Raw genomic sequence first — 15233 nt, 5'->3', positions numbered from 1 at the left:
GTAACGTCAATGGCCTGGAACTGATCCAGGCTGTGCATGCCACCGCGAACGCTGATTAAGCGTTCGCGGTGTTTTTCGTTAAATTTCCATGTATGGCTCACGTCACTTCAGTTAACTGTCGACGATTATCGTGAGCCCGACCCATGTCCAATCTGAATGACCTGACCGCCCTGGCCTTGCCGTCAGGCAACCGTCTTGTAGCCGATGAAACCGCAAGTCGCCTGAGCCTCAGCCTGGAAGGTCAGCCGCTGATCGAACTGCGGCTGACCCGCGAGCCCGAGTTGCATCTGCGGTTGGAGGAGCGTTTCGGCCGTCCTGACGGTCAAGCATTCTGGGCGGCCTGTTATTGGCTGTTTGCCCGTGATGCGCAGTGTCAGCGTCTGACCTGGCACCTCGATGAAGCGCCTACCGAAGCCTTGCTCAGCGGGTTGCTGACCTCCACCGACGTCAACGGTCAGTATCGCTGTGAACGCACGCTGTTCTGGCAATTGCCTCAGCCTTGGCTGGGTGAGTCGTTGACCGGCAGTTATCCACAACAGATGGTCATCAGTGACGGCAAGCGCCATCCCCTGCGTGCAGTGAAACCCCGTGGTGAGGTCTATCGACGCTTTGATGCACGGCTCGGTGCGTGGGTTTCCCTGCGCACGGTAGAAATCGAGCATGACCTGGCGCGTTTCAACCGCTGGCAGAACAGCCCACGGGTCGCGAGTTTCTGGCAGGAGGAGGGCAGTCTCGAGAAGCATCGGGAGTACCTGAGCAAGCTTGAAGCTGACCCGCACACCTTGACGCTGATCGGTTGCTTCGATGATCAGCCGTTTGCCTACTTTGAAGCCTACTGGGCCAAGGAAGATCGTATTGCGCCGTTCTATGACGCCGGCGATTACGACCGTGGCATTCACATGCTGGTGGGTGAAGAAGATCACCGTGGCCCGCACAAGGTGGCGAGCTGGTTATCGGCGCTGGTGCACTACTTGTTTCTCGATGATCCGCGCACTCAGCGGGTGGTCGCCGAACCTCGCGCCGACAATGCGAAGATGATCGGGCATATGCACAATCAGTGTTTTCACTGCGAAAAAGAGTTCGACTTCCCGCACAAACGCGCGGCGCTGATGATGTTGGGGCGTGAGCGGTTTTTTGATCGGTGCAAGTTGGCCTGAAAAAAGATCGCAGCAACAGGCTTTACGCCATCCCAAGCAGGAGCTGCCAAAGGCTGCGATCTTTTTTATCGACAAGACGCCGTCTCAACGACGGACGAAGGTATCCGCACGATTGCCCGACACTTTGCGGCAATGCACCAGTGCATCACGAATCATGAAGTTCACCAGGGTGGGCGAGACGCCAAGTTCCTTGGCGATGTCTTTTTGCGGTACGCCGTGCAGGCGGTACATCTCGAAGGCGTAACGGGTACGGCTGGGCAGCTCCGTCAGCGCATCGGCAATGTTTTCCAGGGTCGAGAAATTCATATGCGAGGTTTCCGGCGAAGCGCCCTGGATCACCACGTTCAGGCCTTCCTCTTCCGGGCCCGAATACTTCTGCTCCAGCGCCTGCTTGCGGTAGTGATCGATCGCCAGGTTGCGCACGATCTGGAACAGATAACTGAGCTGCGCCTTGATGGATGACGTGATCTGCGGCGCCGATTGCAACCGGAAGAACGCATCCTGCACCACGTCTTCGGCACGGGATCGGCAGCCGGTAATGCGGGCGGCAATCTTGACCAGAATCATTCGGTTGTCGACGAAGGCCTGAAGTAGCGGTGAATCGCACCTGCTTGTGGATACTTGTTCCGTCATTGGAAATCACCTTGCTGCAAATAGGGTTGTGGGACGACAGGGAGATCGGAGCCGTCCTACATATCGAGCGACAAATTATTCTGAATGATAATGATTGTCAATTGAGAAAGAGAATTAATGCTCCACGAAGGTGCGCGGTGAGAACGGCGACACGCTGATCCATCTGCAGACCGCAAGCCCGCCGGCGCTCAAGCCCGGCGACTAATTATTTCAAGACCTCATCCGTTCTCATTGGTGACTGGTTGCGGGCGCAAGCCCCGGCCAGAACAGCATTCCCAATGCCTTGCGCGGTCGGCGAAGACCGCGTCCTGCATGCCCGTGAACGGGCGTGACGTACGAAAACCGATTCCACTTGCAAGCCGAATTCAGGCAGGAAACCTCATGACCGACGCGTTCGAACTCCCCAGCACACTGGTCCAAGCCCTCCAGCGCCGCGCGGCCCTGACGCCGGACCGGGTGGCCTTGCGTTTTCTCGCCGAAACCCAGGATCAGGCTGTGGTGCTCAGTTATCGTGAGCTGGACCAGCGGGCGCGAACCATTGCCGGCGCGTTGCAGGCCCAGGCGTCGTTCGGTGATCGCGCGGTGCTGCTGTTTCCCAGCGGCCCGGATTACGTCGCGGCGTTCTTTGGTTGCCTGTACGCCGGGGTGATTGCGGTGCCGGCCTATCCGCCGGAATCGACCCGTCGTCATCATCAGGAACGCCTGCTGTCGATCATCAGCGATGCCGAGCCGCGCCTGCTGTTGACCAGCGCCGACCTGCGCGACGCCTTGTTGCAAATCAACGAGGCGCCGCCGCTGTTGTGTGTCGACACCCTCGACAACGCCCTGGCTGAACGCTGGGTTGCGCCGGACCTGCAAGGCGAGCACATCGCTTTCCTGCAATACACCTCCGGCTCCACCGCGTTGCCTAAAGGTGTGCAAGTCAGCCACGGCAACCTGGTGGCCAACGAACTATTGATTCGTCACGGCTTTGGCATCGACCTCAACCCTGACGACGTGATCGTCAGCTGGTTGCCGCTTTACCACGACATGGGCCTGATCGGCGGCCTGCTGCAGCCGATTTTCAGCGGCGTGCCGTGCGTGTTGATGTCGCCGGCGTACTTCCTCGGCCGCCCGTTGCGCTGGCTGGAAGCAATCAGCGAATACGGCGGCACCATCAGCGGCGGGCCAGACTTCGCCTATCGACTGTGCAGCGAACGCGTCAGCGAATCGGCTCTGGAACGCCTCGACCTGAGCGGCTGGCGCGTGGCGTATTCCGGTTCCGAACCGATTCGCCTCGACACCCTGGAACGCTTCGCCGAGAAGTTCGCGGCCTGTGGCTTTACGCCAGACAGCTTCATGGCCTCTTACGGCCTCGCAGAAGCCACGCTGTTCGTTGCCGGCAGCCCGCGCGGTCAGGGTATTCCGGCGTTGCGCGTGGACGATCAGGCCTTGGCGCAAAACCGCGCCGAACCGGGCGATGGTAGTCCGATCATGAGTTGCGGTATCAGCCAGCCGGATCATGCGGTGCTGATTGTCGATTCGGTATCGCTTGAAGAACTCGCCGACAACGCCGTCGGTGAAGTCTGGGCCGCCGGGCCGAGCATCGCCCATGGCTACTGGCGCAACCCTGAAGCCACGGCCAAGACCTTCGTCCAGCACGCGGGCCGCACCTGGCTGCGCACCGGCGACCTGGGCTTTTTGCGTGACGGTGAACTGTTCATCACCGGGCGCCTGAAAGACATGCTGATCGTTCGTGGTCATAACCTCTATCCGCAGGACATCGAGCAGACCATCGAGCGCGAAGTGGAGGTGGTGCGCAAAGGTCGCGTGGCCGCGTTCGCGGTCAACCTCGAGGGGCAGGAAGGCATCGGCATTGCCGCGGAAATCAGCCGCAGCGTGCAGAAAATCCTGCCACCGGAGGCGCTGATCAAAGCCATCCGCCAAGCGGTGGCCGAGGCGTATCAGGAAGCGCCGAGCGTGGTGGTATTGCTCAATCCGGGGGCGCTGCCCAAGACCTCCAGCGGCAAGTTGCAACGCTCGGCCTGCCGCAATCGCCTGGCCGATGGCAGCCTCGACAGCTATGCGGTTTTCCCGTCGGCAGCGAACGAAAGTGAAGGCAGTACCGAGTCGGGTTCCGAACTGCAAATCCTGATCGGCCAGATCTGGTGCGAGCAGTTGCAGGTCAAGCAAGTCAACGCCGATGACCATTTCTTCCTGCTCGGCGGCAACTCCATCGCCGCCACTCAAGTGGTTGCACGCCTGCGTGAAACGTTGGGTCTGGAGCTGAATCTGCGTCTGTTGTTCGAAGCGCCAACCCTCGGCGCATTCGCCGCCGCAGTCGCCCGGCAACAACAGGATGGCGGCCTCGCCCAAGGCGCAATCACTCAGCTGTCGCGCAGTGAAGCCATGCCGCAATCCCTGGCGCAAAACCGTTTGTGGATCACCTGGCAACTCGACCCGCAGAGCAGCGCCTACAACATTCCCGGCGCCTTGCGTCTGCGCGGCGAACTGGACGAAGACGCCTTGCGCGCCAGTTTCCAGCAACTGATCGAACGTCACGAATCCCTGCGCACACGGTTTTTCGAGCGCGACGGTGTGGCCCTGCAACGGGTCGATGCTGCCGCTGAATTCAATCTTCAAGTGATCGACATCAGCGACATGCCGGCCGCTGAGCGTGAAGCCCGCGCGCAACAAATCCGCGAGGACGAAGCCCACACCCGGTTCGATCTGGAGAACGGCCCGCTGCTGTGGGTGACCCTGGTGCGCCTCGACGATGAGGATCATCAACTACTGGTGACGATGCACCACATCATCGCTGACGGCTGGTCGCTGAACGTGTTGATTGACGAATTCTCGCGCCTGTATGCGGCAGCCTCTCAAGGCCAGACCGCCAGCCTTCCAGCCTTGCCGACGCAATACGCCGACTACGGCAGTTGGCAGCGCCAGTGGCTGGCGCAAGGGGAGGGCGAACGGCAACTCGCTTACTGGAAAGAGCAGTTGGGCTTTGATCATCCGACCCTGAGCCTGGCCACCGACCACCCACGTTCGGTGCAACACACGCACTGCGCCGAACGTCACACGCTGCGTTTGGATGCGAGCCTGAGCAACGCCATTCGCCAGACCGCCCAGGCCCATGAGTCGACGCCGTTCATGCTGTTGCTCGCGGCGTTCCAGAGCCTGCTGCATCGTTACAGCGGCCAGCGCGACATCCGCATCGGCGTGCCGAATGCCAACCGTCCACGCCTGGAAACCCAAGGGTTGATCGGCTTCTTCATCAACACCCAGGTGCTGCGTGCCGAAGTGGATTCGCGACAGCCATTCGTGGCGTTGCTGGCGCAAACCCGTCAAGCCGCCTTGGGTGCGCAAGCGCATCAGGACCTGCCGTTCGAACAACTGCTCGAAGCTTTCCCGCAGGCCCGCGAACAAGGCTTGTTCCAGGTGATGTTCAACCATCAGCAACGGGATCTCAGCGCCCTGCGTCGTCTGCCGGGGCTGCTCGCCGAAGAGCTGCCGTGGCACAGCCGCGAAGCCAAGTTCGACCTGCAACTGCACAGCGAAGAAGACCGCAACGGACGCTTGAGCCTGTCGTTCGACTATGCCAGCGAACTGTTTGACGCGCCGACCATCGAGCGTCTGGCCGAGCATTTCAGCAATTTGCTGCGAGCCATCTGCGAACGTCCGCAACAAGCGATCGGTGACCTGCAACTACTGACTACCGCCGAACACACTCAGCAAAATGACTGGAGCGTTGCCCCCTGCAACCCGGCGCAACAATGGCTGCCGGAACTGCTCAACGAACAAGTGCGCCAGACCCCGGAGCGCACCGCGTTGCTGTGGGACGGCGGCAGCCTGGACTTCGCCGAACTGCATACTCAGGCCAACCGCTTGGCGCATTACCTGCGCGACAAAGGCGTCGGCCCGGACGTGTGCGTGGCGATCGCCGCCGAACGTTCGCCGCAGTTGCTGATCGGTTTGCTGGCGATCATCAAGGCCGGCGGCGCTTATGTGCCGCTGGACCCGGATTACCCGGCCGAGCGCCTGGCCTACATGCTCCGCGACAGTGGCGTCGAGTTGTTGCTGACCCAAACCGAATTGCTCGACCGCTTGCCGGCCACCGATGGCGTCTGCGTGATTGCCATGGACGCCCTGCACCTGGAGAACTGGCCAAGCCATGCGCCGGGTCTGCACCTGCACGGCGACAACCTGGCCTACGTGATTTACACCTCCGGTTCCACCGGCCAGCCCAAGGGTGTCGGCAACACGCACGCGGCGCTCGCTGAACGTCTGCAATGGATGCAGAACACCTATCGCCTGAACGACACCGACGTGCTGATGCAAAAAGCTCCGATCAGTTTCGACGTGTCGGTGTGGGAGTGTTTCTGGCCGTTGATCACCGGGTGCCGCTTGCTGATCGCCGGTCCCGGCGAACACCGCGATCCGCACCGCATCGCACAACTGGTTCAGCAGTATGGCGTGACCACGCTGCACTTTGTGCCGCCGCTGCTTTCGCTGTTCATCGATGAACCGCTGACCGCCAAATGCACCAGCCTGCGCCGAGTGTTCTCCGGCGGCGAAGCCTTGCCCGCCGAACTGCGCAACCGCGTGCTGACGCAACTGCCAACGGTGCAACTGCACAACCGTTATGGCCCGACCGAAACAGCGATCAACGTCACCCATTGGCATTGCACAACCGCCGATGGCGAGCGCTCGCCGATTGGCCGGCCATTGGGCAACGTGCTGTGCCGGGTGCTCGACAGTGACCTCAACCCGGTTCCGACCGGCGTGCCGGGTGAACTGTGCATCAGCGGTATCGGTTTGGCCCGAGGTTATCTGGGTCGTGCGGGGCTGACCGCCGAACGTTTCGTGGTCGATCCACTGGGCGAGCAGGGCGCGCGTCTGTACCGCACCGGCGACCGTGCGCGCTGGACCACCGATGGCGTGATCGAATACCTCGGTCGCCTCGATCAACAGGTCAAACTGCGTGGTTTTCGTGTCGAGCCGCAAGAGATCGAAGCGCGGCTGTTGGCACAGTCCGGCGTCGCCCAAGCGGTGGTGCTGGTGCGCGAAACGTCGGCCGGCGGGCAGTTGATCGGTTACTACACCGCCACTGATTCCACTGAAGATGTCGACGCTCAAAGCCTGCGCCTGAAAGCCGCGCTGGCCGCCGAGTTGCCGGAATACATGGTCCCGGCGCAACTCATGCGTCTGGACAAAATGCCCCTGAGCCCGAGCGGCAAACTCGACCGTCGTGCCTTGCCGGAACCGCAGTGGCAAGTTCGCGAACACGTCGAACCGGTCACTGCCCTTGAGCAGCAAATCGCCGGAATCTGGCGTGAAGTGCTGGGCCAGACGCAGATCGGTCTGCGCGACGATTTCTTCGCCCTCGGCGGTCATTCTTTGCTGGCCACGCAAATCATCTCCCGCACCCGTCAGGCCTGCGACGTCGAGTTACCGTTGCGGGCGCTGTTTGAGGCCAGTGAGCTGGGCGCGTTTGCCGAACAGGTTCGCTTGATCCAGGTCAGCGGCAAAACCAACCAGCAGCCACCGATCGAGAAGGTCGACCGCCGCCAACCGGTGCCGTTGTCCTATTCCCAGCAACGCATGTGGTTCTTGTGGCAGATGGAACCGGACAGCCCGGCCTACAACGTCGGCGGTATGGCGCGGTTGCGCGGTGTGCTGGATGTCGGGCGTTTCGAAGCGGCGCTGCACGCGTTGATCATGCGTCATGAAACCCTGCGCACGACGTTCCCGAGCGTCGACGGCGTGGCCCGGCAGCAGGTGCATCCGGACACCGGCCTGCGCATGGACTGGAAGGATTTCTCCGCGCTGGCGGTCGATACCCGTGAGCAGCGTGTCCAGCAACTGGCCGACAGCGAGGCGCATAAACCTTTTGATCTGGAAACCGGACCGTTGCTGCGCGCCTGCCTGGTCAAGACCGCCGAGCACGAACATTACCTGGTGCTGACTCTGCACCACATCGTCACCGAAGGCTGGGCGATGGACATCTTCGCCCGGGAACTCAGCGCGCTCTATGAAGCGTTCGTCGATGACCGCGAATCACCGCTGCAACCATTGCCGGTGCAGTACCTGGATTACAGCGTGTGGCAGCGTCAGTGGCTGGAATCCGGCGAACGTCAGCGTCAGCTCGATTACTGGACCGCGCAACTGGGCCGCGAACATCCGCTGCTGGAATTGCCGGCCGATCGTCCGCGTCCGCCGGTGCAAAGTCATCAGGGCGAACTGTTCCGCTTCGACCTCAGCGATGACCTCGCCGCACGGGTTCGTGCCTTCAACGCAGACAACGGTCTGACCCTGTTCATGACCATGACCGCGGCCCTGGCCGTGCTGCTTTACCGCTACAGCGGCCAGACCGACCTGCGCATCGGTGCGCCGGTGGCCAACCGCATTCGCCCGGAAAGCGAAGGCCTGATCGGCGCGTTCCTCAACACCCAAGTGCTGCGTTGCCAGCTCGACGGGCAGATGTCCGTGGGCGAGTTGTTCGAGCAGGTTCGCCACACCGTGATCGAAGGCCAGTCCCATCAGGACCTGCCATTCGATCATCTGGTGGAAGCGTTGCAGCCACCGCGCAGCGCCGCTTACAACCCGCTGTTCCAGGTGATGTGCAACGTGCAGCGCTGGGAATTCCAGCAGAGCCGCACCCTGGCGGGGATGACCGTCGAGTACCTGGCCAACGATGCGCGAGCGACCAAGTTCGACCTCAACCTGGAAGTCACCGACCTCGACCATCGCCTCGGTTGCTGCCTGACTTACAGCACCGATCTGTTCGATGAGCCGCGCATTGCGCGCATGGCCGGGCACTGGCGCAATCTGCTGGAAGCGCTGCTGGCCGATCCGCAACAGTGCTTGAGTGAACTGCCGTTACTCGACGCCAGCGAACAGCAAAACCTGCTCGACAGCCTCGGCATCGAGCCGGGTGAACATCGCCTCGATCAATGCATTCATCAGCTGTTCGCCGAACAGGCATTGGTGCGCAAGGATGCGCCGGCCCTGACGTTCGCCGGGCAAACCCTGAGCTACGCCGAGCTCGACAGCCGCGCCAATCGTCTGGCCTGGATGCTCCGTGAGCGCGGTGTCGGGCCGCAGGTGCGGGTCGGCCTGGCGTTGGAGCGTTCGCTGGAGATGGTCATCGGCTTGTTGGCGATCCTCAAGGCGGGCGGCGCCTATGTGCCGCTGGACCCGGAATACCCGCTGGATCGCCTGCACTACATGATCGAAGACAGTGGCATCGGTTTGTTGCTCAGCGATGCGGCGATGTTCGCGGCGCTTGGTGAATTGCCGGCCAGCGTCGGCCGCTGGTGCCTGGAAGACGACGCCGCGGACCTGGTCAATTACCCGGCCAGCGAACTGCCGTTTATCAGCCTGCCGCAGCATCAGGCGTACCTGATTTACACCTCGGGCTCCACCGGCAAACCGAAAGGCGTGGTGGTGTCCCACGGTGAAATCGCCATGCATTGCCGCGCGGTGATCGAGCGTTTCGGCATGCGCCCCGATGACTGCGAGCTGCACTTTTATTCAATCAACTTCGATGCCGCGACCGAGCGTCTGCTGGTGCCGTTATTGAGCGGTGCGCAGGTGGTCCTTCGCGCTCAAGGCCAGTGGGATGCGCAAGAAATCTGCGGGCTGATTCGTCGCCATAACATCAACATCCTTGGCTTCACCCCAAGCTATGGCAGCCAGTTGGCGCAATGGCTGGCGACCCAGGGCGAAACCCTGCCGGTGCGCATGTGCATCACCGGTGGCGAAGCCCTGACTGGCGAACACTTGCAGCGGATTCGCGCGGCGTTCAAGCCGAGCCTGTTTTTCAACGCGTACGGCCCGACCGAAACCGTGGTCATGCCGCTCGCCAGCCTGGCGCCCGAGCAATTGGAAGAAGGGTTGGGCAGCGTGCCGATCGGCAGCGTAATTGGCGCTCGGGTGGCCTACATTCTCGACGCCGATCTGGCGTTGGTGCCACAAGGTGCGACCGGGGAGTTGTATGTTGGCGGTGCCGGTCTGGCGCAGGGTTATCACCAACGTCCGGGGATGACCGCCGAACGGTTTGTCGCCGATCCTTTTGCCGCGAACGGCGGACGTTTGTACCGCACCGGCGACCTTGTCCGGCAGCGCGCCGATGGTCTGGTCGAGTACCTCGGCCGCATCGACCATCAGGTGAAGATCCGTGGTTTCCGCATCGAACTGGGCGAAATCGAAACCCGTCTGCTGGAACATGAGTCGATCCGTGAAGCGGTCGTACTGGCACTCGATGCAGCGAGCGGCAAGCAACTGGTGGGTTATCTGGTCACTGACGTGGCTGAGCAGGACGAAGCGCAACAGACCGCACTGCGCGAAGCCCTCAAGGCTCACTTGAAGGCTCAGCTGCCGGACTACATGGTGCCCACGCACCTGATCCTGCTGGCGAGCATGCCATTGACCGCCAACGGCAAACTCGACCGCCGCGCACTGCCGGCACCGGACCCGGAGTTGAATCGTCAGCAATACGTGGCGCCGAGCAACGAACTTGAGCTGACCCTGGCCGGCATCTGGTGCGAAGTGCTCAACGTGCAGCAGGTTGGCCTCAACGACAACTTCTTCGAGTTGGGCGGCGATTCAATTCTGTCGATTCAGGTGGTCAGCCGTGCGCGGCAGCAGGGTATTCACTTCAGCCCGCGCGACCTGTTCCAGCACCAGACCGTGCAGACGTTGGCTGCGGTGGCGACCCGCACCGAGCAAGTCACCGCCGAGCAAGGTTTGCTCACGGGTGAATCGCGTTTGACGCCGATTCAGCACTGGTTCTTCGATACTGAAATCCCGCAGCGTCAGCACTGGAACCAGGCGTTGCTGCTGGAACCGACCGTCGCGCTGGAGCCGCATCGCCTGGAGCAAGCGCTGCTGGCGGTGATCGAGCAGCACGACGCCTTGCGTTTGCGTTTCACCGAGGTCGCCGGTCATTGGCAGGCCGAGCATCAGGCAGTTCCCGACGCCGCCGTGCTGTGGCAAGTGCAAGTGCCGACCCTGGACACATGCGCGGCGCTGTTCGCCGAAGCCCAGCGCAGCCTCGACCTTGTGCAAGGGCCGCTGCTGCGGGCGCTGCTGGTCGATGATCCCGAGGGGCAACAACGGTTGTTCATTGCCATTCACCACTTGGTGGTGGACGGGGTGTCGTGGCGGGTGCTGCTGGACGATCTGCAAACGGTTTATCGTCAACTGGACGCAGAGCAGTCAGTAAAACTGCCGGCGAAAACCAGTGCCTTCAGGGACTGGGCCGCACGGTTGCAGGCTTACGCCGGCAGCGAATCCCTGCGGGAAGAATTGCTCTGGTGGCAGGCGCAACTGGCCGGCCCAAGCGCTGAGTTGCCGTGTGATCGGCCTCAGGGCGGGCAGCAGAATCGTCACGCGCAAACCGTCAGCGTGCGCCTCGACAGCGAGCGCACCCGGCAACTGTTGCAACAGGCACCGGCGGCCTATCGCACCCAGGTCAACGATTTGCTGCTGACCGCATTGGCCCGTGTGTTGTGCCGCTGGAGTGGTCATGAATCGGCGCTGATTCAACTCGAAGGTCACGGCCGCGAAACCCTGTTCGACGAGATCGACCTGACCCGCACCGTCGGCTGGTTCACCAGCGCGTATCCGCTGCGCCTCACTCCGGTGAGTGAGCAGGGTGCGTCGATCAAGGCGATCAAGGAGCAACTGCGCGCGGTGCCGCATAAAGGCCTGGGGTATGGCGTGCTGCGTTACCTGGCCGATGGCCTGTGTCGGCAGACCATGGCCGCGCTGCCGGTGGCGCCGATCACCTTCAATTACCTTGGCCAGTTCGACCAGAGCTTCGGCTGCGATGCGCTATTCCGTCCGCTCGATGAGCCAGTCGGCGCTGCCCATGATCCGCATGCGCCGCTGCCCAATGAGCTGAGCGTCGACAGTCAGGTGTACGGCGGTGAACTGGTGCTGCGCTGGACTTTCAGCGCCGAACGCCACGACCGGCAAACCATCACCGAGCTGGCAGAGGCGTATCTGGGTGAATTGCACAGCCTGATCCAGCACTGCCTGAGCGACAACGCGGGCGGCCTGACGCCGTCGGACTTCCCGCTGGCCAAACTGACTCAGCCGCAACTCGACGCACTGCCAGTCCCGGCGGCGATGATCGAAGACGTCTACCCGCTGACCCCGATGCAGGAAGGCATGCTGCTGCACACTTTGCTCGAACCGGGCACCGGCCTCTATTACATGCAGGACCGCTACCGCATCAACAGCGAACTCGACCCCGAGCGCTTCGCCCACGCCTGGCAAGCGGTGATCGCCCGTCACGAAGCCCTGCGCGCGTCGTTCTGCTGGAACGTCGGCGAAGACATGCTGCAAGTGATCCATAAACCGGGCAGCACGCCGATCGAGTATCTGGACTGGAGCGCGGTTGCCGAAGCCGAGCAAGAGCCGAAGCTGCAGGCGCTGCTGAAAAACGAGCGCGAGGCCGGGTTCGATCTGCTCAATCAGGCGCCGTTCCACCTGCGCTTGATCCGCGTGGGCGCGGCGCGCTACTGGTTCATGATGAGCAACCACCACATCCTCATCGATGCCTGGTGCCGTTCGCTGCTGATGAACGACTTCTTCGAAATCTACACTGCCCTCGGCGAAGGTCGGCAAGCGCAACTGGCTGTGCCGCCGCGTTATCGCGATTACATCGGCTGGTTGCAACGTCAGAGCCTGGCTGAAGCGCGGCAGTGGTGGCGGCGGAACCTGCAAGGTTTCGAGCGCACCACGCCGATTCCGAGCGACCGGCCGTTCCTGCGTGAGCATGCCGGCGACAGCGGCGGCATGATCGTCGGCGACCGCTACACAAGGCTCGATGCCCGGGATGGCGCGCAACTGCGCGAACTGGCCCAGGCCCATCAGCTGACCATCAACACTTTCGCCCAAGCGGCGTGGGCGCTGGTACTGCGCCGCTTGAGCGGTGATCGCGACGTGCTGTTCGGGGTCACGGTGGCCGGGCGTCCGGTGGACATGCCAGAGATGCAACGCACCGTCGGGCTGTTCATCAACAGCATTGCCCTGCGGGTGAAAATGCCCGAGGACGATCAGCGCTGCAGCGTTCGTCAGTGGCTCAGCGGTTTGCTCGACAGCAACATGCAACTGCGCGAATACGAGTACCTGCCGCTGGTGAGCATTCAGGAAAACAGCGAGCTGCCGAAAGGCCAGCCGCTGTTTGACAGCCTGTTCGTGTTCGAAAACGCTCCGGTGGAAGTCTCGGTGCTGGACCGTGCGCAGAGCCTCAACGCCACTTCGGATTCGGGCCGCACCCACACTAACTTCCCGTTGACCGCGGTCTGCTATCCGGGGGATGACCTGGGTTTGCACCTGTCTTACGACCAGCGTTACTTCGACGAATCTACCGTCGAGCGCATGCTCGGTGAGTTCAAACGCCTGTTGCTGGCGCTGGTCGAAGGCTTCCATGGCGACATGGCTGATCTGCCGCTGTTGGGCGCAGAGGAACAGGACTTCCTGATCCATGGCTGCAACCAGAGCGAACACGACTATCCGCTGGAGCAGAGCTATGTCTCATTGTTCGAAGCGCAGGTTGCCCGGCATCCGCAGCGGATTGCCGCCAGTTGTCTCGATCAGCAACACAGCTACGTTGAGCTGAACCAGCGCAGCAATCGTCTCGGCCATGCCTTGATCGCTGCAGGCGTCGGCCTCGATCAACCGGTGGCGCTGCTCGCCGAACGTAACCTCGACCTGTTGGGCATGATCATCGGCAGCTTCAAGGCCGGTGCCGGTTACCTGCCGCTGGACCCTGGCCTGCCAAGTCAGCGTCTGAGCCGGATCATCGACCTGAGCCGCACGCCGTTGCTGGTCTGCACTCAGGCGTGCCGTGAACAAGCCGTCGCGCTGCTGGAGGAATTCGGCTGTGCCAACCGGCCTCGATTGCTGGTCTGGGAAGACGTGCAGGCGAGCGACGTTTCGGTGGCCAATCCGGGTATCTACAGTGGCCCGGACAACCTCGCCTACGTGATCTACACCTCGGGCTCCACCGGCCTGCCGAAGGGCGTGATGGTCGAGCAGCGCGGCATGCTCAATAACCAGTTGAGCAAGGTGCCGTACCTGAAACTGAGCGACGCTGACGTGATCGCCCAAACTGCCTCGCAAAGCTTCGATATTTCGGTCTGGCAATTCCTCGCGGCGCCGTTGTTCGGTGCTCGGGTGGACATCGTGCCGAACAGCATCGCCCACGATCCGCAAGGCTTGCTGGCTCACGTCCAGAGTCAGGGCATTAGCGTGTTGGAAAGCGTGCCGTCGCTGATTCAGGGCATGCTCGCCCAGGACCGCATGAGCCTCGACGGCCTGCGCTGGATGCTGCCGACCGGTGAAGCGATGCCGCCGGAACTGGCGCATCAATGGTTGCTGCGTTACCCGCAGATGGGTCTGGTGAACGCTTATGGCCCGGCGGAATGCTCGGACGATGTGGCGTTCTTCCGGGTCGACCTGGTTTCGACGCAAGGCAGTTATCTGCCGATCGGTACGCCGACTGACAACAACCGTTTGTACCTGCTCGATGGTGCGCTGGAACTGGTGCCGTTGGGGGCGGTGGGTGAGTTGTGCGTGGCCGGCACCGGGGTCGGTCGCGGCTATGTGAGCGATCCGTTGCGCACGGCGCAGGTGTTTGTGCCGAACCCGTTCGGTGCGCCGGGGGATCGTTTGTATCGCACGGGTGACCTGGCCCGTCGGCGCAGTGACGGCGTGCTGGAATACGTCGGACGTATCGACCATCAGGTGAAGATTCGCGGTTACCGCATCGAACTGGGTGAAATCGAGGCGCGTCTGCATGAGCAGCCGGAAGTCCGCGACGCGGCGGTCGGGGTGCAGGAGGGCGTCAACGGCAAGCATTTGGTCGGCTATCTGGTGGCAGCGGATTCGGCGCTCAATCCGAACGAACGACTGGAGCGGATCAAGCAGCGCTTGCGCGCCGAACTGCCGGAATACATGGTGCCGCTGCACTGGTTGTGGCTCGACAAAATGCCGCTCAATGCCAACGGAAAACTCGATCGCAAGGCCTTGCCGGCACTGGAAATCGGCCAGTTGCAAAGCCAGGACTATCAAGCACCGGGCAATGAGCTGGAGCAAACTCTGGCGGATATCTGGGCCGAGGTGTTGAAGGTCGAGAAGGTTGGCGTGCGTGACAACTTCTTCGAGCTGGGTGGGCATTCGCTGCTGGCCACGCAGATTGCCTCGCGGGTGCAGAAAGCCCTGCAACGCAACGTACCGCTGCGGGCGATGTTCGAGTGCAGCACGGTGGCGGAGTTGGCCGAGTACATCGACGGGTTGGCGGCGAGCGACATGACCGAGGAGAAGGTGGATCGGTTGAATGACCTGATGGCGGAGCTGGAGGGGCTTTGATTCTCTAGTGCCTGTGCAGGCCCCACAAAGGTTCGGGTTGACTGAGGGGGCCCACGCGGCTCAGGCTTCCCGTGGTTT

General features: G+C 62.1%; 3 protein-coding genes. 2 read left to right on the top strand and 1 reads right to left on the bottom strand.

Annotated elements, in window-relative coordinates; translation table 11 throughout:
* Positions 1 to 143: 143 nt before the first annotated feature.
* Positions 144 to 1157: a GNAT family N-acetyltransferase gene (locus AC1RO5_RS25130; RefSeq protein ID WP_493178258.1), complete on the top strand. Its 1014-nt coding sequence runs from the start codon at positions 144 to 146 to the stop codon at positions 1155 to 1157.
* 84 nt (positions 1158 to 1241) lie between these two features.
* Here the strand turns inward: AC1RO5_RS25130 and AC1RO5_RS25125 are convergent, their stop codons facing one another.
* Positions 1242 to 1790, bottom strand: coding sequence for an RNA polymerase factor sigma-70 (locus tag AC1RO5_RS25125; RefSeq protein ID WP_493178257.1), 549 nt, complete (start codon positions 1788 to 1790; stop codon positions 1242 to 1244).
* Positions 1791 to 2171: 381 nt separating this feature from the next.
* Between AC1RO5_RS25125 and AC1RO5_RS25120 the strand changes: the two genes are divergently transcribed.
* Positions 2172 to 15155, top strand: coding sequence for a non-ribosomal peptide synthetase (locus tag AC1RO5_RS25120; protein WP_493178256.1), 12984 nt, complete (start codon positions 2172 to 2174; stop codon positions 15153 to 15155).
* Positions 15156 to 15233 lie beyond the last annotated feature (78 nt).

This window comes from Pseudomonas sp. GW822-FHT02G04 (assembly GCF_058802085.1).
The sequence above is the reverse complement of the archived record's forward strand: the minus strand, read 5'-3'. Positions and strand labels throughout refer to the sequence as shown.